The organism is Actinocorallia libanotica (genome assembly GCF_039525175.1).
Taxonomy (GTDB): Bacteria; Actinomycetota; Actinomycetes; order Streptosporangiales; family Streptosporangiaceae; genus Actinocorallia; species Actinocorallia libanotica.
In genome coordinates this window covers 283413-309296 of the sequence record NZ_BAAAHH010000004.1, presented here as the reverse complement: position 1 = coordinate 309296, position 25884 = coordinate 283413, and the positions used below count along the sequence as shown (strand labels likewise).

Genomic DNA, 25884 nt, shown 5'->3' with positions numbered 1-25884 from the left:
GCCCCGGGTCACTCGCTGCGGAGGCCGCCGGGATGGGTGAGGCGCCACAGGAGGGGGAGGCTGGCGGCGGTGGTCAGGAGGATGACGAGGGCGGCGGTGCCGGAGGTGGCGCCGATGCCGAGCCAGTCGAAGTGGACGGGGGTGCCGGCGGCGGTCTGGAGGATCGCCGCCAGGCCGGTGCCGGTGGCGACGGCCAGGGTGAGCCCGAGGAGGACGGGGATCGCCACCTGGTAGAGGACGGAGCCGGCCAGGGTGGCGCGGGGGGTGCCGAAGGCGACGAGCACGGCGAGCGGCCTACGGCGTTCGCGGAGCTGCTCGACGACGTTGACCAGCATGCTCGCGCCGATGAGCAGCAGCAGGGCGGTGGCGCCGACGAGGAGCCATTTCCTGATTTTGGCCAGGGTGGCGTCGACGGCCCGCTCCTGGACGGTCCAGACGGAGGCGCTCGGATCCGTCTGAGCCGCGGTGTTGCGCACGCGCTCGAGGGCGTACGGGTCGGAGGAGTCCAGAGCGACGTAGAAGTCGACGGCGACGGGGTCGAGCCGGACGCCGTGCAGCGCCGAAGGCGTGACCAGGATGGACGTTCTGCCGCGGAGGCCTCCCGCGGTGGAGGGGACGGCACGGGCCTCGGCGGGCAGCTTCCACCGTGTCCCCGCTTCGGACCCGGAGAGCGCGTCGAAGGTGTAGACGGTGCCGGGGCGGGGCACGGATGTGCCCGGATCGGTGATGACGAAGACATCCCCGTCGGTGCAGCCGCCGAACTCGGCGAACTGCCGCAGCCCGGCGCAGTCGCCGATCTGCAACTCGATGGACTCCGGCGCGCCGGACGGATCGGGCAGCACCAGGCCTACGGAACTGACCGCGTTGACTCCGGCCGTCTTCCCCAGCGCCGCCTTCCAGCCGCCTTCCGGGGCGTTCCCCTCCTCTCGGGGCTGCACGACCGCCTGGAACCGGTCGGTGTCGTATCCGGTGTCCATCGTGTACTGGGTCTGAGCGGCGGCGAGCAGCCCCTGCAGCGCGATGGCCCCGGCGACCGAGACGGCGATGCCGGAGACCGCGCGCACCGCGGTGCCGTTGTCGAGCTGCAGCCGCCGCACCGCCAGCTGCCAGGCGACGCCCCCGCCGCCCAGGCGGCGGACCAACGCCTCCACCAGCCAGGGCAGCAGCAGTGTGACACCGGCCAGCAGCGCCGCCACCCCCGCCATCGCCTGGTACACGACCCGGTCCGTGAGGCCGGAGAGCCCGGCGTGCAGCGGGTACAGCAGGACCAGGCCCGCCGCGGGCAGGACGAGCCGCCACCACAACCGGCGGCGCCGGTCGCCGCCGCGGCGGACCACGCCGAGCGGTCCGGCCTCCACCCGGCGCAGCGCGGCCACCGCGACCAGCACCGCGACGACGGGAACCAGCACCACGGTCAGCGCCGCGAGCGCCGGAACCGGCCGGAAGTCGGCGAGGTAGAAGCTCATGTCCGAAGGCGCGAACCGGCTCGCCAGCAGGCCCGCCGCGCCGTAGAACACTCCGCCGGCGACGACGCCCAGCAGCGCCCCGGCCAGGGTCTCCCCCGCCGCGATCCGGCGCGTCATGGCCGTGTCCGCGCCGACGAGCCGCAGCGCGGCCAGCTGCCGGTCGCGGGCCTCGCCGCCGAAGCGCACCGCGGCGGCCAGGAAGATCCCCACCGGGAGCAGCACCGCCACCAGGCCGACCATGGCCAGCAGCAGCAGCACCAGCGGCAGCGGCGAGCCGGGGAAGCCCGGAGAGCCGAAGGACCGGATCCGTTCGGCGGGACCTTCGGTCAGCCGATCCGTGCCGAGGTAGAAGTAGTACTCCCCGGGACCGGACAGCCCGGCCTCCCCGATCGTGGCGACCACCCGTCCGCCCCATCGTTCCCGCAGCAGTTCTCCCTCGCTGGAGGCCATCAGCCGGGCCAGGGCGGGTGAGGCCGCCATCTCACCGGGAGCGAGCCGGCGGTCCACCCCGGGGGGCAGCGGAGCCCGGTCGCCTTCCGGCTGCAGCAGCCACCCGTCGATCAGCCGGTCCTGGTACTCCGACCGGATCTGGGTGACCAGCATGGTGTCGGCGCCGCGGGGCACGGTCTCCCCGATGTTCACGGCGCGGGCGGCGCCGCGGGCGTCGCGGGCCGCCGTCAGGGCCGGCATCGTCGCGGCGCCCAGGAGCATCGCGACACCGAGTCCCACCCCGAGGGAGATCATGACGAGCCGTGCCCAGCCGGAGCGGCCGCCCGCCACGCTCAGGCGCATGCCCAGCGCCAGTTCGGTGCACCACCGCAGTGGCGCCGGGCGCCGTCGTACCGGAGCGGGGCTCATCGGGCGCGCTCCTGTTCGCGGACGCGGCCGTCGCGGACGACGGCTTCGCGGTCGGAGTACGCCGCGACGCGCGCCTCGTGGGTGACCAGTACGACCGTCGTGCCGGTGTCGCGGGCCGCGGCGGTGAGCAGCCGCATCACGCGCTCCCCGTTGAGGGAGTCCAGCGCTCCGGTCGGCTCGTCGGCGAAGACGACGCGCGGGCCGGTGACCAGGGCGCGGGCGACGGCGACCCGCTGCCCCTGACCGCCGGAGGCCTGGCCGGGGCGCTTGCCGGCGACGTCGGCGACCTCGAGGCGCTCCAGCCACTCGGCGGCGTGCCGCTGGGCCTCGCGGCGGCTCGCGCCGGACAGGCGCAGCGGCAGCGCCACGTTCTCCAGGCAGGTCAGTTCGGGCACCAACTGCCCGAACTGGAAGACGAAGCCGAACTCGGTGCGGCGCAGCGCGCTGCGCTCGGCGTCCGACATCGCCGACAGGTCGCGGCCGGCGTAGCCCACCCGTCCGGAGTCGGGGGTGAGGATTCCCGCCAGGCAGTGCAGCAGCGTGGACTTGCCGGAACCGGACGGCCCCATCAGCGCCAGCATCTCACCGGCGTGCACCTGCAGCGAGGCGGAGTCCAGCGCCCGGGTGGAACCGAAGCTCAGATGCAGGTCGTGGGCGGTCAGGAGCGGTTCGTGCGCGGGGCGGGCCATAGGGGGTTCTCCCGGGGGGATCAGGAACGGATCTGGGCGGCGAGCGGGTCGAGGCGGGCGGCGGTGAGCTCCAGCCAGCGCAGGTCGGCCTCCAGATGGAACAGGGCGTGGTCGCAGATGAGCTGGTCGGCCAGGTCCCCCTCGCTCTTGCGGCGGGTGAGCTCGCGCATCAGCCGCAGGTGCTCGGCGCGCTGGACGTCCAGCAGGTCGGCGGCGTCGCGGCCGGTGAGCAGTGCCAGGACGACCTTGGCGTAGAGGGTGCTCTGCAGGTACGGCTCGGGAGGCTCGGGCCGGTCCAGCCAGTCGGCCACGTCGGAGACGCCGGCCGAGGTGATCGCGTACCGTTTGCGCTCCGGCCCGTCGCCGGGTTCGGACTCCACCTCCACGAGGCCGTTCTTCAGCAGGCGCGCCAGGGTCGAGTAGACCTGGCCGTAGTGCAGCGCCCGGTCGCGGCCGAACCGCTCGTCGTAGGAGCGCTTCAGGTCGTAGCCATGGCGGGGGCCGGATTCCAGCAGGCCGAGAAGGGTGAGACCGACGGACATGCGGCACACTCTACACACTGTTTATACACTGAGTGTATAGCTGACCGGAGGGGACCGCCGCGACGGTCCGCGGGCGGGGTCAGGTCTTTCTGAGCTCCCAGCGCTGGTTGCCGGTCTGGCTCTGCGGCAGCAGGAAGACCGGCTCCCTCTCGTTGAGCCACGACAGGGAGTTGTAGTAGTCCGGCCGCGTGATGCGCACCCACTGCCGCCCGTCCGCCGTCTCGAGCGGGGTGAGCGTCCACCGCTCCTCCCCGGCCCCGCAGTCCTGGGTGCCCACCCGCTGGGGGTAGATCCGCAGCAGGGAGGGAGCCAGGCACTTGCCCGTGACCCCGTGCCGGATCACGTAACCGCCCTCGGCGGCCTCCACCTGCCAGCCCGTTCCCTCGCACGGCCCGAGCCACAACGACACGTCCGCCTCCCCCGTCCCGCTCAGGCACTGCCCGGCGGGTGTGGCGATCTGGTAGACCCCCGGCTGCACCGGCGCCGCCCCCGCCGCGACCCCTCCAACGGCCACGGCGCCCGCCGCGCCCACGACGGCGGCGGCGCACAACAGGCGACCACGCATGACGACCCCCTCCAGCGATGACCACGATCAGTAACAGATCATGACACAGGGCACTCGCCGTTTCGGGGTGAACGCGGAGTCGTGCCTCAGCCGGTGCGGAGGACGGGAACGCGGTCGAGGGCGATGCCGAAGCGGGAGCGGTAGGCGGCCAGGACGGCGTCGTCGTCGGGGAGGACGTTCTCGCTGCGGACGCCGTGCTCGGTGGTGATGAGTTTGGCGCCGCTGAGGGTGACGCGGCCGCCGGGGGTGCGCAGGCTGCAGGTCAGGCCGCGGGTGAAGGGGGATTCGGGCGAGGTGCGGTGCCACCAGCAGGCCGCCTTGAAGTCGGCGAGGGCGGCGGGGCGGGGATCGATGAGGAGGGAGGAGCCTTCGGTGTCGTGGACTTCGAGGAAGCCGTCCTCCTCGGTGACGCGGTAGACGCCGGCGGGGTCGTGTTGCGGGGTGCGGGCGTCCAGGCGCAGGGGCGCGTCGGTGAACTCGCCGAAGCCGACGTCGCTCAGCCAGGGCTCGTCCAGGTCGACGCGCAGGGTCAGGTGGTCGTAGGGGATGCCCAGGGCGCCGCCGGAGCCGCGGACGCGGGCCGCCAGCAGCGTCACCTCGTAGCCGAGGGCGCGCAGCAGCGCGGCGAACAGGCCGTTCAACTCGTAGCAGAAGCCGCCCCTGCGCCGCAGGACGATCTTCTCGTAGAGAGATGCCTCTTCCAGGACGATCGGCTCGTCCAGGTGGATGCTCAGGTTCTCGAAGGGGACCGCCCGCAGGTGGGCGTACTGCAGGACGCGCAGCCCCGCCAGATCGGGCTCCTCCGGCCTGGCCGCGCCGATCCTCGCCAGATAGAACCCGATCTGTTCCTCGTCCACCCGCTCAGTGTGCCAGGACGAAAGCTCCCGATCCGGGAGCCACTCCGCAGAACACCGAGGGCAGGGTGACGCGGGCGGCCTCAGCCGGAGTGCGCCGCGCGCAGTTCGTGCTTGAGCACCTTGCCCGAGGCGTTGCGCGGCAGCTCGGCGACCGCGACGACCGCCGTCGGCCTCTTGTAGGAGGCCAGCCGCTCCCGGCACCACTCGGCCAGCTCCGCCGCGGTCGGCGCCTGCGCGCCGGCGGCCGGGACGACCACCGCCAGCGGCGTCTCCCCCCACCTGTCGTGCGGGACGCCGACCACCGCCACCTCGGCGACGGCGGGGTGCGCGGCCAGGGCGTTCTCCACCTCGGCGCAGTAGATGTTCTCCCCGCCCGAGATGATCATGTCCTTCTTGCGGTCGACGACGTAGAGGAAGCCCTCCTCGTCGGCCCGCACCAGGTCGCCGGAGTGGAACCAGCCGCCTTCGAACGCCTCGGCCGTGGCCTGCGGGTCGTTCCAGTACCCCGCCATCGTGGACGGGCCCCGGTAGACGATCTCACCGACCTCGCCGGGCGCGACGTCCTTCATGCCGGCGTCCACGATCCGCGCCGCGACCGTCGCGACCGGCCTGCCCACCGAGCCGATCTTGCGCAGCGCGTCGCCGGCCTCCAGCGCGCAGGTGACCGGGGACATCTCGGTCTGCCCGAACACCGCGACGTTCGCCGCGTGCGGGAACACCTCGGCCATGCGCTCCAGCAGCGTCACCGTCGCGGGCGCCGCGCCCCAGCTGATGGTCCGCAGCGAGCCGGCCCGCCGCGGGGCCGACGGCTCCGCGCACAGCAGCTGCCACTGCGCCGGGACGAGGAAGGCGCTGGTGACCTGCTCGGACTCGATCAGCTCCAGGACCGCGGCGGCGTCGAACCGGCCGCTCGGCAGGATCACGGTGGTGGCGCCGACCATCAGCATCGGCGCCACCGAGCCGATCGCGCCGATGTGGAACAGCGGCGACGCGCACAGGTTGACCTCGTCGTCGCCGAACAGCCGCCACGCCCGGATGAGGGTGAAGGACTGCATCAGCAGGTTCAGGTGCGAGAGCATCGCGCCCTTGGGCCGCCCCGTGGTGCCCGAGGTGTACATGATCAAAGCTGTGTCCCGCTCGTCGACCGGCACGGCCGGCGGCTCGGCCGCCTCGGCCAGCACGTCCTCGTAGCGTTCGGCGCCGTCGACGGGCTCCCCCGCCACCAGGCAGGCGAGCCCGGAGTCGCCGCTCGCGCGCACCGCCGCCGTGAGCGGGGCCAGGCCGCCGTCGGCGACCAGCACGCGGGCGCCGCTGTCGGCGACGATGTAGGCGGCCTCGGCCGCCGACAGGCGGAAGTTCACCGGGACGGCGATCGCGCCCAGCAGGTTCGCCGCGACGACGGTCTCCACGAACTCCGGCCGGTTGGTCATCAGCACCGCGACCCGGTCGCCCCGCCGCACGCCCCGCGCGTGCAGCCCGCCCGCCAGGGCGCGGATCCGCCGATCCAGCTCCGCCCAGGTCGTGGAGGCCCCCTCGAAACGCAACGCGACGGCTTCCGGACGCGTGTAGGCGTGCCGCGCCACATGGTCCGACCAGTGGGCTCCGCCCCAACCGCTCACCGACATCGAGCCTCCTTCGGCCTCGTCGAAACCCCCGATCCTCCCCTCAAGCCCACCCATGGACGCAAGCACGATCTGCCATCATTTCCGGATGAGTCTTTTCGGGTGGGGGATCTTGCCCTTCCAGGGCATAGGCGGGCTGCTCGCCAAGCCGCTCCTGCTCGGCATGACCCGGCGCGAGATCGACCGGCGGCTCACCCGGGCGCTGGGCGACGCGGTGGGCGAGATCCGGACGTTCCGCAAGGCCTTCTGGGACACCGGGGTGTGCGACCACTACCTCGAGGGCGACCTGATCCTGTGCTACGACGACACCGACCGCCTCTACTACCTGGAGATCCACGACGCCGCCCCGGCCCACTACGACGACGTCCTGCTGACCGGGCGCCCCTACGGCAAGGTCGTGGCGGACCTGCGGGCGCGCGGTCACCGGGTGGTCGACGGCGAGGCGGGCTGCGAGGTGCCCGAGGCCGGGTTCAACCTCACGGCGGTGGACGTGGAGGACGACTCCCTGGGCGTGGAGTCGGTCGGTGTCTTCCTCCGCAGCCCCGCGGAGGGCGTGATCAGGATGTCCCGGGAGCCGGGCGTCCCGGCGATCACCGAGCACGACCTGGTGTCCGGGGAGGGCACGCGGGCGGTGCGGCTCGGGCAGGACCGGTGGGAGCTGCGCGCACGGCTGGGGCCGGCGCTGCAGAGCGTCCCGGGCTACGGCGGGGCGGCCCAGGACTGGTACTTCGACCACGGCCTGATCCTGACGTTCGACGAGGACGAGCGGCTGAAGAGGCTGGTCATCAGCTACGTGGGGGCCAAGGGCACGGCGAGGTTCCGCGACGTGCCCCTGCTGGACCGCCCCTACGCCGACGTCGTGGCGGACCTGGCGGCGCTGGGCGTGGCGGTCGAGCCGGGAGAGCTGTGCGGAAGGGTGCCGGGGCACGGGTTCACCCTGTCCCTGATGGGCCGTCAGAACCCGGCGATGCCGGTCTCCGCCGTGGTGTTCTCCGGATCTTCGTAACATATTGATCTTCGTCACGGTTTAACGCCGGTTTTGGCATTGCTCCTGATGGGTAGTGCTTTACGCTTATGCGCGTTTCGGTTCACGGCTGAGGAGTCGCATGAGGCGCGCAGGACTGGGTGTCGGGATCACCGCCGGTGTCGTGGCGGTGGGCGTCGGCGCAGGCGTCCTCCTGACGGACGGCTCGGAGCCGGACACGGAGAAACCCGCGGTCCTGGCCGCGCCCACGACGGCCTCGGAGCCGTTGAAGCAGGGCGCCTCCGGCGGGAACAGCACCGCGACGGCCTACCTGCACCTGGGTTGGGGACGCCCCCCGAAGATGCAGAAGGTGATGAAGGCCACGGGGCTCAAGTCCTTCACGATGGCCTTCGTGCTCTCCGACGGCGGCTGCAACCCCGCCTGGGACGGCCGGCGTCCGCTCAAGGGCGGCGCCGACGCGCGGACCATCGCGCAGATCAAGGCGGCGGGCGGCAGCGTCCAGATCTCCTTCGGCGGCTGGTCCGGCCGCAAGCTCGGCACCGCCTGCACCAGCCCGCAGGCGTACGCCGCCGCGGTGCAGAAGGTCATCAAGGCGTACCGCCCGGTCGCCGTCGACTTCGACATGGAGAACGACGAGCTGAAGAACGCCGTCGTCCAGGACCGCATCCTGCGCGGCCTGAAGATCGTGGAACGCAAGAACCCCCGCCTGCGGATCATCGTCACGATGAGCACCGGCAAGAAGGGCCCCGACCGGTGGGGCCTGCGCCTCATCCGGCAGGCCAAGGCGTTCGGCGTGGGCGTCGACAACTACACGATCATGCCGTTCAACTTCAACGGCTCCAACACGCGGGCCGACACCATCCGCGCCGCCCAGGGCCTGAAGCGCGCACTGGTCTCCGTCCGCGGCTGGAACGACCGCACCGCTTACCGTCATATGGGCATCTCCGGTATGAACGGTCACTCCGACGACAAAGAGGTCACCACTCCGGCCACCTGGAAGGCCATCCGCGACTGGTCCTCCGCCCGCGGCCTGGGCCGCCTGGCCTTCTGGTCGGTCAACCGCGACCGCCCCTGCCCCGGCGACGTGCGGGCCACCTGCAGCGGCGTCCGCCAGGAACCCTGGCAGTTCACCCGCATCACCGCCGGCTTCTGATCCCTTAGTACCGGAGAACGCGTGCCTTACGCTGGTGTGGCCGTTCTCCATCCCGGCCGAGGAGGCTCATGAGGCGCGTTGAACTGGGCATCGGAGTCGTCGCCGGGATCGTGGCCGGAGGGATCGGCGCGGGCGCCGTCGTGGCGCTGACGGCGGACGGCCGGGAGGACGGCGGGAAGAACGAGGTCCCGACGGCCGTCTCGCGGACACCGGAGCCGAACGAGTCCGCGACGAACCTGGACCAGTCCGCGCCGCCGCCGCAGCACACCGAGAAGAACGCGGGGCTGAAGCCGCCCGCCGTGCCCGTGACGACGGCGAACACCTCCAGCGTGTCGCTGAAGTGGGACGCCTCGGACGACGTCACCGGCTACCGCGTGTACGACGGAACCAGGCTCCTGGCCGGGGGCAAGGGCAACGAGCTGCGGGTCGAGGGCCTGAAGGCGTGCCGGACGTACCGGCTGGAGGTCGTGGCGTTCAGCGCCAAGGGCGAGTCCCGGCGCAGGACCGTCCAGGTGAAGACCCGCGGCTGCACCCCCTCGGCGCCGTCGGGGAACCCGATGGCCACGGCGTACCTCCACCTGGGCTGGGGAAATCCGCCGGACGTGAAGACGGTGATGGACGCGACCGGCATCAGGTCGTTCACGATGGCCTTCGTGCTCTCCGACGGCGGCTGCAACCCCGCCTGGGACGGAAGCCGCCCGCTTCGCGGCGGCGCCGACGCGCAGGCGATCGCGCGGATCAAGGCGGCGGGCGGCGGCGTCCAGATCTCCTTCGGCGGCTGGTCCGGCCGCAAGCTCGGTCCCGCCTGCACCAGCCCGCAGGCCTACGCCGACGCCGTGCAGAAGGTCATCGACGCGCACGGCCCCGCCGCGGTCGACTTCGACATCGAGAACACCGACGAACTGCAGAACGCCGCCGTCCAGGACCGCATCCTGCGCGCGCTGAAGACCGTGAAGCGGCGCAACCCCGGCGTCCGGGTCATCGTCACGATCAGCACCGGCAAGAACGGCCCCGACCAGTGGGGACTGCGCCTCATCCGCCAGGCCAAGGCGTTCGGCACCGACATCGACAACTACACGATCATGCCGTTCAACTTCAACGGCGCCGACCTGTACGCCGACACCGTCGCCGCCGCCGAAGGCCTCAAGAACGCCCTGACCTCGACCTGGGGCTGGGACGACCGGACCGCCTACGCCCGAATGGGCATCTCTGGCATGAACGGCAAATCCGACCAGCAGGAGACGACCACCCCCGCCACCTGGAAGGCCGTCCGCGACTGGTCCTCCGCCCGCGGCCTGGGCCGCCTGGCCTTCTGGTCGGTCAACCGCGACCGCCCCTGCCCCGGCGACGTCACCTCCACCTGCAGCGGCGTCGACCAGGAACCCTGGCAGTTCACCCGCATCACCGCCGGCCTCTGACCGGATCCAGCGCGCCCAGGCAGCGGGCCGCCTGGGCGCGCAGGGCGTCGGCGAGCTCCGCGGGGCCGCTGACGAGGGTGAAGTCGGCGTCGATCGAAGTGATCATCCACACCAGGTCCGCCGGGGCCTCGGCGCCGACGTGCAGGAGGCAGCTGCGCTCGTCCACCGCCTCCAGGACGCCCATGCCGGGCCAGACGCGTTCGGCCAGCGCCTCGGCCGGTTCGTGCAGGGTGACAACGGCCTGGAAGGGCCAGGTGCGCGCGGACAGCCGGTGGGCCAGGTAGGTCGCGAAGTCGCCGTCCGGAGGAGGCTTCGGAGCGAAACGCGGACCGGTGGGCGTGCGCGGGGTGAGCCGGTCCACGCGGAAGACGCGCCAGTCCTCGCGGTCGACGTCCCAGGCCACCAGGTACCAGTGGCGGCCGAAACTGACGAGGCCGTGCGGCTCGGCCGCGCGGACCGCCGTGTCTCCGCGGGCGCCGGTGTAGTCGAAGCGCAGCCGTTCCCGGCGGCGGCACGCCTCGGCGACGGCCATCAGGACGTCGGGGCCGACGACGGGTCCGGCGGGACCGACCCGGACGGTCGAGGTGTGCAGGGTCCGCACGCGGTGGCGGAGCCGCGGCGGGAGGACCTGCTCCAGCTTGGCGAGGGCCCGCACCGACGTCTCCTCGATCCCCGCGACGGAGCCGCCCGCGGCCGTGCGCAGCCCGACGGCCACGGCGACCGCCTCCTCGTCGTCCAGGAGCAGCGGAGGCAGCGACGCGCCCGCGCCCAGCCGGTACCCGGCGGTGCCCCGCGTGGCGTGCACCGGGTAGCCGAGCTCGCGCAGCCGCTCGATGTCGCGGCGGACGGTGCGGGTGGTGACGCCCAGGCGTTCGGCCAATTCGGTGCCGGACCACTCGCGCGGGGTCTGCAGCAACGACAGCAGTTCCAGAAGCCGGGTCGAGGTCTTCGTCATGCCCTTCAGATTGCGTTCCGCTTAGGACTGGTTCTGCCCTAAGCGCTCTCTATGTTTCCGGCATGGCGAACACGACACAGGACATCCGTCCTTTCCGCATCGATATTCCGCGCGACCGGCTCGACGACCTGGCGGCACGGCTGGCCGGCGCCCGCTGGCCGGACGAGCTGCCGGGCGTCGGCTGGGACCGGGGCGTGCCCCTGGGCCACCTCAAGGAGCTCGCCGAGCACTGGCGCGCCCGCTACGACTGGCGGGCCCGCGAGGCCGAGCTCAACGCCCACCCCCAGTACACGACGTACGTCGAGGGGCAGAACCTCCACTTCCTCCACGTCCGCTCCCCCGAACCGGACGCCGCGCCGCTGCTGCTCCTGCACGGCTGGCCGGGCACGTTCGCCGACTTCCTCGACGTCATCGGCCCCCTGTCGGACCCGCGCGCCCACGGCGGCGATCCCTCCGACGCCTTCCACCTGGTGATCCCGTCCCTGCCCGGTTTCGGGTTCTCCACGCCGCTGGCGGGCCCCGGCATGAGCCCCGCCCGGATGGCCGAGGTCCTGGCCGTGCTGATGTCCCGCCTGGGCTACGACCGCTACGGCGTCCAGGGCTACGACACCGGCTCCTGGGTGGCGCCGCACCTGGGCTCCCACGCGTCCGGGCAGGTCCTGGGCATCCACCTCAACGCCCTGATCGCCTTCCCGGCGGGAGAGGAAGGCGAGATGGACGGACTCTCAGAGGCCGAGCGGGAGCGCTGGGAGCGGATGCAGAACTTCAACGACGGTTACCTGCAGTGCAACTCCAAGCGCCCCCAGACGGTGGGCTACGCCCTGCACGACTCCCCCATCGGCCAGCTCGCCTGGATGGTGGAGAAGTTCAAGGAGCTCACCTACCCCGAAGAGGCGCTTCCGGAAGCGGCGATCTCCCGCGACCGCATCCTGACCGCCGTCTCCCTCTACTGGTTCACCGGCACCGCGGCCTCATCCGCCCAGGTCTACTACGAGGAGATGTCCGCCGCCTCCTGGACCGGTACCGAGAGCCAGGACGACACCGCGTCCTGGACGCCCCGGCGCGGCACGGTCCCCACCGGCGTCCTCGTCTCCGCCCGCGACGTCACCATCCGTCCCTGGGCCGAACGCGACCACGCCATCGTCCGCTGGACCGAGCTCACCGAGGGCGGCCACTTCCTGTCCATGGAAGCCCCCGGCACCCTGGTCGACGACATCCGCGCCTTCTTCCGCGAGCTCCGCTGAGCCTCACACGGAACGCCGTGGCGGCCCCGGGCTCTTCTCTTTCACTCGGGGCCGCCACGAGCCGTATCCTCCGAAGGGGAATGACCCGCACGGCAGAAGTCGGCCGCCGCACCTGGGGAGACCTGTGACCGGGAACGACACCGAAAAGCAAGTATGGGATCCATTCGGCACACTGAGCCGGGTCCTGTGGATCGGCGGCGGGCAATGGGCCGGCAAGTCCACCGTCGCCCGGCTGCTGGCCCTGCGTTACGGAATGACCGCCTACCACTACGACCACCACGATGCCCGCGGCCACAACGACCGCCGGATCGCCCGCCGCGTCAGGCTCGGTCAGTCTCCCGCCGACCCGGACCCCGACCAGACCTGGGTGCACACCGCCCCCCGGGACATGGCGGCCGAAACGCTGGCCGGCTTCCCGATCCGGTTCGAATGGGCCTTGGACGACCTGCGCTGCCTCGTCTCCGGACGCCCCATCATCGCCGAAGGCTGGGGATTCCGCCCCGAGCTGGTCGCCCCCCTCATCGACTCCCCCCGGCGGATGGTCGTCATGGTGCCCACCCCGGCCTTCCGCGACCGCCAACTCCGCGAACTCCCCCGAGCCGCCGCCGTCGGCGACGCCGTCAGCGACCCCGAACGAGCCCAGCGCAACCGACTGGAACGCGACCGCCTCGTCGCCGAAGACGCCGCCCGCTCCGCCCGCCGCCTGGGCATCCGCGTGATCGAAGTGGACGGATCCCAAGACGCCGCGGCCATCGCCCACCTCGTCGCCGACCACTTCAGCCCCTACCTGCCGCCAGAGGACCCCGGCACCTGACGGGCATCGCGGGAGACGCGAGCCGCTTTCACCGGACGGGTGGCGGCGGCTCGGTTCCATGGGGGCGGAGGCGGGTGGAGGAGCGGACCACGAGTTCTGGTTCGAAGAGGTATTCGGCGGGTTTGGAGACGAGGCCCTTGATCTCGTCGGTGATGGTGCGCACGGCGGCTCTTCCGATGTTCTGGGCGGGTTGGCGGACCGTGGTGAGCGGGGGGTCGGTGAAGGTCATGAGGGGGGAGTCGTCGGCGCCGACGACGGAGACGTCTTCGGGGACGCGCAGGCCCAGGCGGCGGGCGGCGCGGATGGCGCCGAGGGCCATCATGTCGCTGCCGCACACCAGGGCGGTCGCGCCCTGGGAGAGGAGGGCCGCTGCGGCGGTGTGTCCGCCCTCCACGTCGAACGGGGCGAGCTCGATCAGGTCGTCGGGTGAGGAGCCCAGGAGTTCGCGCATCGTCGCGCGGTAGCCGGCCAGGCGCCGCTGGACCGTCGAGTAGCGCATCGGGCCGCTGATGAAACCGATGCGCCGGTGGCCGAGGCCGGCGAGGTGGCCGGTCGCGATACGGCCGGAGGCGACGTCGTCGCAGGACAGGGTGGTGATCCCGAGTCCGGGCAGATGGCCGTTGACGAAGACCATGGGGAGCTTCTGGCGTTTCAGGTCTTCGTAGCGGGTGCGGTCGATCGTGAGGTCGGCGTGCAGGCCGGAGACGAAGATGATGCCGGACACGCCCCGGTCCAGGAGCATGCCCACGTACTCGTCCTCACCCGCGCCCTCGGGCGTCTGGGTGCACAGCACCGCGGTGTACCCGTGCCGGGAGAGGGCGGTCTCGATCACCTGGGCGAAGGCCGGGAACACGGGGTTCTGCAGTTCCGCGACGATCAGTCCGATGAGGCCGCTGCTGCGCGGCCGCAGCCGGCTCGGCCGGTCGTAGCCCAGGACGGCGAGCGCGGTCATCACGGTCCTGCGCGTGGCGGGGCTGACTCCCGGCTGCTCGTTGAGGACGCGAGAGACCGTCGCCTTGCTCACCCCGGCCTGTCTGGCGATGTCTTCGAGTCGCGATGCCATGACGGGATTGTGGAGGGGTTTGCACCCGCATTGCAAACTCTCTGAAACTTTGCCGCAAATCCATGAAACGTCTTCCAATCGGGTGAACGGGTTGTTAATTTCGCCCCACACGGCCGCCGTGACACCCACCCCCACCGCGCCACCTGGAGAAACACCGTGCGCAGACCCCTTCCCCTCCTCGCCGGAGCGCTCGCCTTCGGCCTCCTCCTGACCGCCTGCGGCGGCGCCGAGGAGCCCGAGGACTCCCCCGGTTCGCAGTCCAAGCTGGTGATCTGGGCCGACCAGAAACGGGCCGAGGTGCTCAAGCCGCTGGCCGAGGACTGGGCCGCGAAGAACGGCGTCAAGGCCGAGGTCGTCGGCATCGCGCAGAACCAGCAGCAGACCTTCACCACCGCCTCCCAGGCGGGACAGGGCCCGGACGTCATGGTCGGCGCGCACGACTGGATCGGCAACCTGGTCCAGAACGGCCTGATCGACCCGGTCCAGCTCCCGCCGGAGCAGATGTCGGGATACGTGGACATCGCGCGCAAGGCGGTGACCTACCAGGGGCAGGTGTACGGCGTCCCCTACGCGGTGGAGAGCCTGGTCGTCTACCGCAACACCGACCTCGTCCCCGAGGCGCCCGAGAGCTTCGACGACCTGGTCGACACCGGCCGCGAGCTCAAGGCCGCGGGCAAGGTCAAGGAGATCGCGGGCTACCCGGTCAGCCAGCAGGACGGGCAGTCCGGCGACACCTACCACATGTACCCGCTGTTCACCTCGGGCGGCGGCGCCCTCTTCGCCACCACCGAAGAGGGCTACCCCGACCCCGGCGAACTCGGCGTCGGCGCCCCGGCCTCGGTGAAGGCGTTCGAGCGCATCGCCGAGTTCGGGGAGAAGGGCCAGGGCGCGCTCAAGCGCTCCTTCACCTCCGACAACGCCACCGCGGCGTTCGCCGCGGGCGAGACGGCCTTCCTCATCGACGGCTCCTGGCGGCTCACCGACGTGCGCAAGGCCGGCGTCAAGTACGCGCTCTCCCCCGTACCGGGCTTCGAGAAGGGCGAACCCGCGCGGTCCTTCGTCGGCGTGCAGTCCTTCTTCGTCGCCAGCAAGGGCAAGAGCAAGACGCTCGCCCAGGAGTTCGTGACGAACACCCTCGCCTCGCCCGAGGTGGCACGGACCCTGTACGAGGCGGAGCCGCGCACCCCGGCCCTCAAGAGCCTCATCCAGGAGGAGCTGCCCGAGGACCCCGACCTGGCGCAGTTCCAGGCCGCGGCCGAGGCGGGCGACCCCCTGCCCTCCATCCCGCAGATGGTCGCGGTCTGGGGGCCGTTCAACACGCTCATCCACGCGGTCGTCAAGGGAGAGCCCGTGGCGCCCGCGGTCGAGGCCGCGGGCGAGGCCATCGCCGAGCAACTGAAGTCATGACCCGGCACCTGACGGCCGGGAGGGAGACCGCTCCCTCCCGGCCGGGACACGAGCCTCCCCGGAAGGACCCCGGCCGCCCGCGCCGCGGCTGGCCGACCTCGGTCTCCGGCGTCCTCGCCCGACTGCTGGTGGCGGGCCTGCTCGGCGGGATCGGCATCCTGGCGGCGAGCCCGCTGGCCGCCGCCCGCTCCTGGACGGGCCTCGCGGTCGTCGCCGTGGCGACCGCGGCCGCCCTGTTCGTCTACCTGTCGCCGCGCCGGCCCGCCGCGAAGTACCTGATCCCCACCACGTTCCTGATCCTGGCCTTCCAGATCTTCCCGGTCGTCTACACGATGTCGCTGGCGGTCACCAACTTCGGGGACGGCCACCTGGGCGGCAAGCAGGACGCGATCACCGCGATCGAGACCGCCTCCGTCCAGCGCACCCCGGGGTCCGCCGAGTTCCGGCTCACCGTCGCCGAACGCGACGGCGAACTCGTCTTCCTGCTCGCCGACCCCGCCCGCGGCCTGCTGTACGCGGGCGACGGCACGGGCCTGCGCAAGCTCGCCCCCTCCGACGTCACGCTGGGGCCCGACGGCCGGGTGGCGGCCGCCGAAGGCCATGAGGTCCTCACCGTCGCGCAGGCCGCCGCGCGGACCGGCGAGATCACCGAGCTGACCGTGCCCGTACCGGGCGGCGCCATCCGCAGCCAGGGCCTGAGCCGCGCCTACCAGGGCACCGCGGCGCTCCGGTACGAGAAGTCCTGCGACTGCGTCGAGGGCGACGGCGTCGTCTACCGGGCCGACCCGGAGCAGGGCAGGTTCACGGCCGCCGACGGCACGGCGCTGCCCCAGGGCTGGAAGGTCACCGTCGGGACGGACAACCTCACCTCCGCGCTCACCGACCCCCGCGTTCGCGGCGACGTCCTGGGCGTCTTCGGATGGAACGTCTTCTTCGCCGTCGGGGTCGTCGTCCTCACCGCGGCGCTGGGCATCGCCGTCGCCCTGGCGCTGCACCACCCGGCGATGCGGGCGGTCCGCCTGTACCGGACGCTCATCATCCTGCCCTACGCCATGCCGGCCTTCGCGATGCTGCTGGTCTGGCGTGACATGTTCAACACCGACTTCGGGCTGATCAACTGGCTGCTCGACACCCGCGTCGACTGGCTCGGCACGCCCTCCACCGCGCGGGCGTCGGTGCTCCTGGCCCAGCTGTGGCTCGGGTTCCCCTACATGTTCCTGGTGGCGACCGGAGCGCTGCAGGCGATCCCGTCCGACGTCCAGGAGGCGGCCCAGGTCGACGGGGCCGGACCCTGGCAGCGGTTCCGGCACGTCACGCTGCCGCTCCTGCTGCTGAGCCTCGCCCCGCTCCTGGTGTCGTCACTGGCCTTCAACTTCAACAACTTCAACGGGATCTTCCTGATCACCTCAGGCGGACCCTTCCCGGCCGACGACCCGGCGGTCGGCGCCACCGACCTGCTCATCACCTACACCTACCGCATGGCCTTCGGGCAGCAGGGCGCGCAGTACGGGCTGGCCGCCGCGATGTCGATCTACGTCTACCTGATCGTGGCGGTGCTCTCGATCGTGAGCTTCCGCCGCACCCGCGCCTTCAAGGAGGTGGACCGGTGAGAGGCGGCCTGGCGCTGCGGCACCTGACCGCGCTGCTCGTCACCCTGTTCGCGCTGCTGCCGATCCTGTTCGTGGTGTCCGCCGCGCTCAACCCGCTCGGGACGCTGAGCTCCACGACCCTGATCCCGGCGGGCGCGGGCACCGGCAACGCGCGCCGGCTGTTCACCACGACCTCGTTCTGGACCTGGTACGGCAACTCCATCACCATCTCGGCCCTGACGGCGCTGACGTCGGTGACGGTCTCGGCGCTGAGCGCCTACGCCTTCAGCAGGTTCCGGTTCCGGGGGCGGCGGACCGGGCTGGTGGCGCTCCTGGTGATCCAGGCGTTCCCGCAGTTCCTGGCGATCGTGCCGCTCTACGTCATCTTCAGCACGGTCAGCGACCATTGGCCCGCGTTCGGCCTCAACAGCGTCTGGGGCGTGGTCCTGCTGTACGTCGGCGGGCAGGTCGGCGTGAACACCTGGCTGATCAAGAGCTTCTTCGACTCCATCCCCCGGGAGCTCGACGAGGCGATGCTCATCGACGGCGCCTCCCACCACCAGGCGTTCCTGCGGGTGATCCTGCCGCTGTCCGCGCCGATCCTGGCGATCAGCGCCCTGCTCGTGTTCATCGCGACGATCAACGAGTTCCTCATCGCCAGCGTCTTCCTGACCGGCGACGACTCCCGCACGCTCGCCGTCGGGCTCTACGGCCTCATCGCGGGCGAACGCAACTCGACCTTCGGCATGTTCGCGGTCGGCACGCTGCTCACCGCGATCCCGACCGTCGCCGTCTTCCAGTTCCTCCAGCGCTACATCGTCCACGGGCTCACCGCGGGCTCGGTGAAGGGATGACCATGTCCGCCATGTTCGATCAAGGGTTCCACCACGACGGCTCCCTCGACCACGTCAGCACGCTCGCGCCCGAGCCGGGCGAGACCGTCACGGTCTTCCTCCGCACCCCGCGCACCCAGCGCGACGGCGTCCACGTGCGCAGCGTCCGCGACGGCGAGCCGCACTTCGACGCCGCCGTCATCGACCGGGAGACCGAGGACGAGATCTGGTGGCGGGCCGACGTCACCGCCCGCAACCCCATCACCCCCTACCGGTTCCTGCTGACCGGTCCGGCCGGATACAGGTGGCTGACCGCCGCCGGACTGTGCTCGCACGACGTGCCCGACGCCACCGACTTCCGCCTCAACACCTACGCACCGCCGCCCGGCTGGGCCGCCGACGCCACGGTCTACGAGATCTTCCCCGACCGGTTCGCGTCCTCGTCGCCGCCCGGCGCGGTACCCGACTGGGCCGTTCCCACCGCCTGGGACGAGCCCGTGCAGGGACGCGGTCCGCTGGCGCCCCGGCAGCTGTTCGGCGGAGACCTGCCCGGCGTCACCGAACGCCTCGACCACATCGCCTCGCTGGGCGTCGACACGCTGTGGCTGACCCCGGTGTTCCCCGCGCGGTCCAACCACCGCTACAACTCCTCGTCGTTCGACCGCATCGACCCGCTGCTCGGCGGAGACGCCGCCTACCGGGCGCTCATCGACGCCGCGCACGCCCGCGGCTGGCGCGTCCTCGGCGACCTCACCACCAACCACTGCGGCGACGACCACCCCTGGTTCACCGCCGCACTCGGCGACAAGGAGGCGCCGGAGCGCGGCCGTTTCCGCTTCCACGACGAGGAGCCCGGCTACGAGACCTGGATGGGCGTACCGAGCCTGCCGAAGCTCGACTGGGCCGACGACGGGCTGATCCACGACATGATCGACGGCCCCGAGGCGATCGTGCGCCGCTGGCTGAGGTTCGGCCTGGACGGCTGGCGGATCGACGTCGCCAACATGACGGGACGGCGGGGTGCGGCCGACCTCACCCGGGAGGTCGCCGCGCGGATCCGCCGCGCCGTCGCCGAAGAACGCCGCGACGGCCTGCTGGTCGCCGAGCACGCCCACGACTCCACCCGCGACCTCGACGCCGACGGCTGGCACGGCACCATGAACTACGCCGGATTCACCCGCCCCGTCTGGTCCTGGCTGCGCGGCCCGCAGACCCGGCTCGACTTCCTCGGCGTCCCCGCCCAGGTGCCCCGGCTGTCCGGCACCGACGCCGTGGCGACCATGCGCGCGTTCTCCGCCCAGACCTCCTGGCGCTCCTTCACCCACTCCTGGTCGATCCTCAGCTCCCACGACACCGCCCGCATCCGCACGGTCTGCGGAGACGGCTCGCTCACCGAGGTCGCGGTGGGACTGCTGTTCACCCTCCCCGGCACCCCGATGGTCTACGCGGGAGACGAGTTCGGCCTGGAAGGCTCCTGGGGCGAGGACGCCCGCCGTCCCATGCCATGGTCCCGACCCGACACCTGGGACACCCGGACCCTGGACGTCCACCGGACGCTGGGCGCCCTGCGGAAAAAGGAGAAGGCGCTCCGCCAGGGCGGCCTGCGCTGGCTGCACGTGAGCGAGGACGGCATCGTCTTCACCCGCGAACGCGCCGGCGACCGGCTCCTCGTCATGGCGGCCCGCGCCGCCCACACACCCGTCCGGATCCGGCTCGGCACCGAAGCGCAACCCGTCTACGGCGGCGCGCACCCGCTGCTCCCCGCCTCCGACGGCCTGACCACCCTCCCCTGCGACGGCCCGGCGTTCCACATCTGGAGGTACTGAGATCACGGGGCGGAGACCTTGTGGACGGTGGTGTCTTCGGGGTTCAGCCGTCGTCCGTCCGCGGACAGCACTTCCAGTGTGCGGAGGGGATGTCCCTGCCGGCGGTCGACCAACTGCGAGTGCGGTTCGTCGGGGGCGAAGAAGTTCTGCTCGCCCCACTGCCGCAGTGCCACGATGACGGGGAAGAGCGCCTCGCCTTTCGGGGTCAGCACGTACTCGCGGTAGGCGCTGCCGTCCGAGGCGGGAACGGATTCGAGGACGCCGCCGGCGACCAGGGCGCGCAGGCGCGCGGTGAGGATGTTCTTCGCCACGCCGAGGCTGCGCTGGAACTCTCCGAAGCGCCGGCTTCCGTCGAAGGCGTCCCGCACGATCAGCAGGGACCACCAGTCGCCGATCGCGTCCACCGACCGGGCGACGGGACAGGTGCTGTCGTCGAAGCGCGTTCTGGTCACCATGGCTTCCCCCGTCCCACATCGGTTGCAACATGCTACCAGAATGGCTAGCGTCGCCTTTGGTAGCAAGTTGAAACCAGATAGGCGGTGGGGTGCCGATGTTCGTCCTGTCCCGAGGAATCGTCATGTTGTTCGCCGTCGCCTGCGGGGCCGCGGTGGCCAACGTCTACTTCGCCCAGCCGCTCCTGGTGACCATGGGCCACGACCTCGCCATGAGCCCGGCACTCGTCGGCGGCGTGGTCACTCTCACGCACGTCGGATACGGGCTGGGGCTCTTCTTCCTCGTACCGCTGGGCGATGTGGCCGACCGCAGACGGCTCGTCGCGGCCCAGCTGCTGCTCCTGGTGGCGGCGCTGGCCGTGGTGGCCACCGCCCGTACGGCGGCGGTCCTGCTCGCGGGCATGGCCGCGATGGGACTCCTCGCGGTCGTCACGCAGACGCTGGTGGCCTTCGCGGCATCACTGGCCCCTCCTGCGGAGCGCGGACGGGTCGTCGGCCTGGTCACCAGCGGCGTGGTCATCGGGATCCTGCTCGCCCGCACCGTATCCGGCCTCCTGGCCGACCTCGCGGGCTGGCGCTCCGTCTACCTCGCCTCGGCGTCGCTCACCGCTCTGCTCGCCCTGGTCCTGTACAGGGTGCTGCCCCGCCGCGGCGACGCCCCGCCGACGACCCTGCGCTACGGACGGCTCCTGCGCTCCACGATCACCCTGTTCGCGCGGGAACGGCTGCTGCGGCTCCGTGCCCTGTTCGGCCTGCTGATCTTCGCCGCCTTCAGCACCCTGTGGAGCAGCGTCGCGCTGCCGCTCAGCGAGGCCCCGCACTTCCTGTCCCACAGCATGATCGGAGCGCTGGGACTGATCGGTGCCGTCGGCGCCCTGGCGGCGACCGTGGCGGGCCGCCTGAACGACCGGGGGCTCTCTCAGCGGACCACCGGCATCGCCCTGACCCTGCTCGCCATCTCGTGGCTGCCTCTGTCCTTCACCCGCGACTCGCTCTGGTCCCTGGTCATCGGGGTGATCCTCCTCGACCTCGCCGTGCAGGCGGTCCATGTCACCAACCAGACACTGATCTACGCGCTGCACCCGGACGCGGGCAGCCGGCTGATCGGCGGATACATGGTCTTCTACTCGATCGGCAGCGCCACCGGCGCCATAGCCGCGACCGCCCTCTACACGGCGGCCGGCTGGGGTGCCGTATGCGCGCTGGGCGCCTCGTTCAGCTGCCTCGGGCTCGTGCTGTGGGCATTCACCCGAGGCGGCGTCCTGGACCTCACCGCCGAAGAACCCCTCACCCCCTGCGAGGCGCCGCTTTCTCCAGATCGTCGACGCTGCCGGACATGATCGTGCGGATGTGCTCGGTGAGGTGCTGGAGGGGCCAGTCCCACCAGGCCAGGGCCAGGAGGCGGTCGACGTCGGCGTCGCTGTGGCGGCGGCGGATGAGCCCGGCCGGATTGCCGCCGACGATGCCGTAGTCGGGGACGTCGTCGACGACGACGGAACCGGAGGCGATGACCGCGCCGTGGCCGATGCGCACACCGGGCATCACCATGGACCGGTAGCCGAACCACACGTCGTTGCCCACCACGGTGTCGCCCCGTGCGGGCAGGCCGGTGATGAGGTCGAAGTGCTCGGCCCAGGAGCCGCCCATGATCGGGAAGGGGAACGTCGAAGGGCCGTCCATGCGGTGGTTGGCGCCGTTCATGATGAACCGCACCCCTTCGCCCAGCGCGCAGAACTTCCCGATGACCAGCTTCTCCGGCCCGTAGTGGTACAGCACGTTGCGGGTCTCGAAGGCGGTCGGGTCGTCCGGGTCGTCGTAGTAGGAGAACTCTCCGACCTCGATCAGCGGCGAGGTGATCAAGGGCTTCAGCAGCACGACCCGCGGCTGCTCGGGCATGGGGTGCACCGCGGTCGGGTCGGCGGGGACGGGAGGCGTCATGGAGGACTTCCTTTCTCTCGGAAAGACGGTGGGGATTCGGCGGGCGTCAGGACTCGACGGACGCCGGAGCGGCCTGCAGCGCCAGGTGGGAGCCCTGCCAGCGGCGGCGCAGCCGGCGGTCGTGGCTGACGATGACGACGGCGCCGCCGTATCCGGCCAGGGCGGCTTCCAGCTCCTCGGCGAGGACGGGCGACACGTGGTTGGTGGGCTCGTCGAGCAGCAGGACGTCCCATGGCTCGCTGAGCAGGCGCGCCAGGGCGAGGCGCTGCCGCTGGCCGGTGGACAGCCGGCCGACCGGCACCGTGAGCCGCTCGCGGTCGAACAGGCCGAAGGACAGCAGCTGCTCGGTGTACGCGGCGGGATCCCCTGACCGGCCGCGGGCGAAGGCGGCCAGTACGGTCTCGTCCGGCTTCCCGGGCTGCGGCTCCTGCGGGAGGTAGCCGATCCGGCCGCGGCGGGTGACGCCGCCGCCGTCGGGGGCGAGCCGTCCGGCCAGGACCTGGAGCAGGGTGCTCTTGCCCGTGCCGTTCGGCCCCGTGACCAGCAGGTGTTCGCCCGCCTCGACGGTGAGGCTCGTGCGGCTCAGCCGGTCGGTGACGGTGACCCCGGCGGCCTCGAGCACGGCGCCCCGCGAGCGGCCGGTCCGCAGCACGGGGGTGAAGTGCAGTGGCTCCGGCGGGGCCGACACCGGGTCGGCGAGCAGGCGGCGCAGCCGCTCCTCGGCGTTGCGCACCCGGCTGGCCAGGGACTGCTGCACCCGTCCGCCCGCCCGGTCGTAGGCCATCTTGTTGCCGTCCTTCATCGCGCGGCCGGGAGCCACCCGGCGGGCGGTGGTCGCGGCGGCCTCGCGGAGCCGGTCGACGTCGGCCTGCCACTGTTCGTGCGCCTCGGCCCAGCGCTGCCGGGCGGCCGCCTTCTCGGCGAGGTATCCGGCGTAGCCGTTGCCGTACCGGACGACGCTGCGCCGGTCGGCGTCCACCTCCAGCAGGCTGGTGGCGACGCGTTCGAGGAAGATCCGGTCGTGGGAGACCGCCACCGTGGTGCCCCGCCGCGTGCGCAGGTGCTCCTCCAGCCAGTTCATGGCGCTCTCGTCGAGGTGGTTGGTCGGCTCGTCCAGCAGCAGCACCTCCGGCGCGGCCGCCAGGAGGGACGCCAGCCGCAACCTGACCTGTTCGCCGCCGGACAGGCCGCCCACGGTGCGGTCGCGGTCCACCAGCCCCAGGCCGAGCCCGTGCAGCGCACGCTCCACGCGGGCGTCGGCGTCGTAGCCGCCGCGCAGCTCGAAGACCGTCATCAGGTCGCCGTATTCGGCCATTCCCGATTCGTCACCTTCGGCCATCGCGGCCTCCAGGCGGCGCATGCGCCGCTCGACGGCGCGCAGATCGCTCAGAGCGCGATCGATGACCTGCTGGACGGTCGCCTGCGGGTCCAGCCGCTCGTCCTGCGCCAGGTAGCCGACGCCGCCGTCGGCCTGGACGACGACCTCGCCCTGGTCGGGGCGCTCCCGCCCGGCGAGCAGGCGCAGCAGGGTGGACTTGCCGGAACCGTTCTCACCGATGATCCCGGTGCGCTCGCCCGCGGCGAGCGAGCAGGTCACGGAGTCAAGGACGACCCTGCCGTTGAAGGACTTGACGACGCCGAGCGCGGTGATCTGTACGGGCATGCGGACACTCCGAAGCATTCGAGGACGGGACGGCCGAGGGCCGCGGGACCGGGTGAACGCTTCGGAAGAGCATGGGCCACTCCATTAGTGCGACAACTGATGCATTAAGATGGTGCCACATCATCGGCCCACCGAACAACCGGATATCAGCGATGAACCCCCCGACACCGCCCCGGCGCCGTCCCGGCGGCCGCACCGCCCGCACCCGCGCGCAGGTCCACGACGCGGTCCTCGCGGAACTCGGCGAGCACGGTTACGACGGGCTCACCATGGACGCCGTCGCGACCCGCGCCGGTGTGCACCGCGCGACGGTGTACCGGCGCTGGGGAGATGTCGGCGGCCTGCTCGCCGACGTCCTGGACGCGGCGAGCGACGACGACTGGCGGCCCCCGGACACCGGCTCGCTCGAGGACGACCTGGCGGCACTGAACCAGGAGATCCAGGACGCCATGACCGCCCGGCCGCCGATCATGGCGGCCCTGATCGCCGCCTCTTTCCGCTCCGAGCAGGCCGCCCGAGCCCAGCAGCGCCTCTGGGAGGACCGCTACACCCGCTGCGAGATCGTCGTCGCCCGCGCCGCCCTACGCGGCGAACTCCCCCCGCACACCGACGCCCGGCGCCTGCTCATCGCCGCCACCGCGCCGCTCTACCACCACCTCGTGCTCCTCCGCACGCCTCATGATCGGCTTTTGCCCCGTCACGCGGCCAGAACCGCCGCTCTCGCCGCGGCCGCCGGCGCCTTCGCCAAGCCCCCGCCGACGAGCGGCGCCTGAATCGCCGGGTACGCCTGACCTTTCCTGTTCAGCGGGTGATGCGGGCGAGGGCACCGGTTTCCAGCGCCGCCCACAGGGCGCCGTCCGGGCCGAGGGCGATGCCGTGGGGTTCCGAGCCGGCGGTGGGCAGGTCGTGCACCTGGATCACGCCGTCGACGGTGATGGAGCCGACGCGGTTGCCGCCCCACTCGGTGAACCACTGCTCACCGTCGGGACCGGGTGTGATGGCGTGCGGCCGGGCGGCCCGGTCGGGCAGCGCGAACTCGGTCACCCGTCCATCGGTGGTGATCCGGCCGACCTGCCCGGCGGCGATCTCGACGAACCACAGGGAGCCGTCCTGCCCGGCGCAGATGCCCACCGGCGCGGCGGCCTCGGTGGGCAGGGGGTGAAGGGCGATCGCTCCGTCCATGCCGATCCGCCCGATCGCGTTGGCCTGGTTCAGGGTGAACCACATCCCGCCGTCCGCGCCGGCGGTGATCGCGGAGGGGAACGCGCCGGCGACGGGCAGCGCGAACTCCGTCACCCGTCCATCGGTGGTGATCCGGCCGATCCGGTCGGCGGCGGTCTGGGTGAACCACAGCGCCCCGTCCGGCCCGGCGGCGATGCCGAACGGGCCGCAGTCGGGGGTGGGCGGTGCGAACTCCGAGACCGTGCCGTCGGTGGTGATCCGGCCGATCCGGTGCGCCTGGTATTCGGTGAACCACAGCGCCCCGTCCGGCCCGGTCGTGATGATCGTCGGACCGCACGCCGGGTCGAGCCGGTGGGTGGCGGGCTCCTCCCCGGGGACGAGCCGGCCGATACCGCCGCTGTGGACGAGCGTGAACCACAACGCGCCGTCCGGTCCCGCGGTGAGCGCATACGGACCGTCACCGCGATCGGCTACGACGTATTCCTGGATGTTCAACGGTCCTCCTCGCGACGGTGCCGGACGGCGATGCGTTCGATGTCGGCCGGGGTTCCGGCCATGATGGTGCGGGCGTGCCCGGTGACCAGGGCGGCGGGCCGGTCCCACCAGGCGGCACGGCGCAGCCGGTCCACGTCGGCGTCGTCGAAGCGCCGCCGGATCGTCCGCGCCCGGGTTGCCGCCCACGACCGTGTAGGGCGGCACGTCCGCCGCGCCGACCGCGCCGGCCGCAATGACGGCCCCGTCGCCGATCCGCACGCCGGGCATG

Annotated in this window: 24 protein-coding genes; 11 read left to right on the top strand and 13 right to left on the bottom strand. The window is 72.0% G+C overall.

From position 1 onward, the window contains the following. Positions 1-8: 8 nt before the first annotated feature. The 6 genes from ABD140_RS08290 to ABD140_RS08265 form a co-directional block, all read right to left on the bottom strand. Positions 9-2324: an FtsX-like permease family protein gene (locus ABD140_RS08290; protein WP_344238486.1), complete on the bottom strand. Its 2316-nt coding sequence runs from the start codon at positions 2322-2324 to the stop codon at positions 9-11. Further along, complete coding sequence (locus tag ABD140_RS08285; RefSeq protein ID WP_344238484.1) at positions 2321-3013, bottom strand: ABC transporter ATP-binding protein; 693 nt, start codon at positions 3011-3013, stop codon at positions 2321-2323. The genes ABD140_RS08290 and ABD140_RS08285 overlap by 4 nt, the downstream gene beginning before the upstream one ends. Before the next feature lie 20 nt (positions 3014-3033). Beyond that, a complete protein-coding gene (locus tag ABD140_RS08280; protein ID WP_344238482.1) occupies positions 3034-3555 on the bottom strand; it encodes a PadR family transcriptional regulator in 522 nt (173 codons plus the stop codon). A 79-nt stretch (positions 3556-3634) separates the two neighbouring features. Further along, complete coding sequence (locus ABD140_RS08275; protein ID WP_344238480.1) at positions 3635-4120, bottom strand: RICIN domain-containing protein; 486 nt, start codon at positions 4118-4120, stop codon at positions 3635-3637. Between the two features lie 86 nt (positions 4121-4206). Further along, a complete protein-coding gene (locus ABD140_RS08270) occupies positions 4207-4977 on the bottom strand; it encodes an arylamine N-acetyltransferase family protein (RefSeq protein ID WP_344238478.1) in 771 nt (256 codons plus the stop codon). Positions 4978-5057: 80 nt separating this feature from the next. Then, complete coding sequence (locus tag ABD140_RS08265; RefSeq protein WP_344238476.1) at positions 5058-6602, bottom strand: long-chain-fatty-acid--CoA ligase; 1545 nt, start codon at positions 6600-6602, stop codon at positions 5058-5060. 85 nt (positions 6603-6687) lie between these two features. Here ABD140_RS08265 and ABD140_RS08260 point away from each other — a divergent pair, with 85 nt between their 5' ends. From ABD140_RS08260 to ABD140_RS08250, 3 genes are all read left to right on the top strand, one after another. Beyond that, the gene (locus ABD140_RS08260; protein ID WP_344238474.1) at positions 6688-7605 is read left to right on the top strand and encodes a hypothetical protein; all 918 of its coding nucleotides are present in this window, start codon (positions 6688-6690) and stop codon (positions 7603-7605) included. A 100-nt stretch (positions 7606-7705) separates the two neighbouring features. After that, a complete protein-coding gene (locus tag ABD140_RS08255; RefSeq protein WP_344238472.1) occupies positions 7706-8737 on the top strand; it encodes a chitinase in 1032 nt (343 codons plus the stop codon). Between the two features lie 68 nt (positions 8738-8805). After that, entirely contained in the window at positions 8806-10155 is a 1350-nt protein-coding gene (locus ABD140_RS08250; RefSeq protein WP_344238470.1) for a fibronectin type III domain-containing protein, read from the top strand. Here ABD140_RS08250 and ABD140_RS08245 read toward each other — a convergent pair. Further along, positions 10139-11110 carry a helix-turn-helix transcriptional regulator gene (locus ABD140_RS08245; RefSeq protein WP_344238468.1) on the bottom strand — a complete coding sequence of 324 codons (972 nt, stop codon included), beginning with the start codon at positions 11108-11110 and terminating at the stop codon, positions 10139-10141. The genes ABD140_RS08250 and ABD140_RS08245 overlap by 17 nt on opposite strands. A gap of 62 nt (positions 11111-11172) precedes the next feature. Here ABD140_RS08245 and ABD140_RS08240 point away from each other — a divergent pair, with 62 nt between their 5' ends. Next, positions 11173-12354: an epoxide hydrolase family protein gene (locus ABD140_RS08240; RefSeq protein ID WP_344238466.1), complete on the top strand. Its 1182-nt coding sequence runs from the start codon at positions 11173-11175 to the stop codon at positions 12352-12354. A 124-nt stretch (positions 12355-12478) separates the two neighbouring features. After that, a complete protein-coding gene (locus tag ABD140_RS08235; protein ID WP_344238464.1) occupies positions 12479-13168 on the top strand; it encodes a hypothetical protein in 690 nt (229 codons plus the stop codon). Positions 13169-13196: 28 nt separating this feature from the next. Here ABD140_RS08235 and ABD140_RS08230 read toward each other — a convergent pair whose 3' ends face one another. Further along, positions 13197-14231, bottom strand: a complete 1035-nt coding sequence (locus ABD140_RS08230; RefSeq protein WP_344238462.1) for a LacI family DNA-binding transcriptional regulator — start codon at positions 14229-14231, stop codon at positions 13197-13199. Positions 14232-14387: 156 nt separating this feature from the next. Here ABD140_RS08230 and ABD140_RS08225 point away from each other — a divergent pair, with 156 nt between their 5' ends. From ABD140_RS08225 to ABD140_RS08210, 4 genes are read left to right on the top strand one after another with little or no spacing between them, the layout of a single operon-like run. Continuing rightward, on the top strand, positions 14388-15638 hold the full coding sequence (locus ABD140_RS08225; protein WP_344238460.1) for a sugar ABC transporter substrate-binding protein: 1251 nt from the start codon (positions 14388-14390) through the stop codon (positions 15636-15638). After that, entirely contained in the window at positions 15635-17248 is a 1614-nt protein-coding gene (locus ABD140_RS08220; protein WP_344238458.1) for an ABC transporter permease subunit, read from the top strand. The genes ABD140_RS08225 and ABD140_RS08220 overlap by 4 nt, the downstream gene beginning before the upstream one ends. Beyond that, positions 17245-18081, top strand: coding sequence for a sugar ABC transporter permease (locus ABD140_RS08215; protein ID WP_344238456.1), 837 nt, complete (start codon positions 17245-17247; stop codon positions 18079-18081). Before ABD140_RS08220 ends, ABD140_RS08215 begins: the two co-directional genes overlap by 4 nt. 11 nt (positions 18082-18092) lie before the next feature. Further along, positions 18093-19886, top strand: a complete 1794-nt coding sequence (locus tag ABD140_RS08210; RefSeq protein WP_344238454.1) for a glycoside hydrolase family 13 protein — start codon at positions 18093-18095, stop codon at positions 19884-19886. A 2-nt stretch (positions 19887-19888) separates the two neighbouring features. On the opposite strand, the gene ABD140_RS08205 is transcribed toward ABD140_RS08210, so the two are convergent. Continuing rightward, complete coding sequence (locus tag ABD140_RS08205) at positions 19889-20341, bottom strand: winged helix-turn-helix transcriptional regulator (RefSeq protein ID WP_344238452.1); 453 nt, start codon at positions 20339-20341, stop codon at positions 19889-19891. Between the two features lie 122 nt (positions 20342-20463). On the opposite strand from ABD140_RS08205, the gene ABD140_RS08200 reads away from it, so the two are divergent. Continuing rightward, entirely contained in the window at positions 20464-21678 is a 1215-nt protein-coding gene (locus ABD140_RS08200) for an MFS transporter (RefSeq protein ID WP_344238450.1), read from the top strand. Here the strand turns inward: ABD140_RS08200 and ABD140_RS08195 are convergent. Next, positions 21626-22276: a CatB-related O-acetyltransferase gene (locus ABD140_RS08195; protein ID WP_344238448.1), complete on the bottom strand. Its 651-nt coding sequence runs from the start codon at positions 22274-22276 to the stop codon at positions 21626-21628. The genes ABD140_RS08200 and ABD140_RS08195 overlap by 53 nt on opposite strands. 46 nt (positions 22277-22322) lie before the next feature. Continuing rightward, positions 22323-23939: a ribosomal protection-like ABC-F family protein gene (abc-f, locus tag ABD140_RS08190; RefSeq protein ID WP_344238446.1), complete on the bottom strand. Its 1617-nt coding sequence runs from the start codon at positions 23937-23939 to the stop codon at positions 22323-22325. A 152-nt stretch (positions 23940-24091) separates the two neighbouring features. Between abc-f and ABD140_RS08185 the strand changes: the two genes are divergently transcribed. Further along, positions 24092-24712: a TetR/AcrR family transcriptional regulator gene (locus ABD140_RS08185; protein ID WP_344238444.1), complete on the top strand. Its 621-nt coding sequence runs from the start codon at positions 24092-24094 to the stop codon at positions 24710-24712. 28 nt (positions 24713-24740) lie between these two features. On the opposite strand, the gene ABD140_RS08180 is transcribed toward ABD140_RS08185, so the two are convergent. Beyond that, positions 24741-25616: a Vgb family protein gene (locus tag ABD140_RS08180; protein ID WP_344238442.1), complete on the bottom strand. Its 876-nt coding sequence runs from the start codon at positions 25614-25616 to the stop codon at positions 24741-24743. Further along, entirely contained in the window at positions 25613-25750 is a 138-nt protein-coding gene (locus ABD140_RS08175; protein ID WP_344238440.1) for a hypothetical protein, read from the bottom strand. Before ABD140_RS08175 ends, ABD140_RS08180 begins: the two co-directional genes overlap by 4 nt. Positions 25751-25884: the final 134 nt, after the last annotated feature.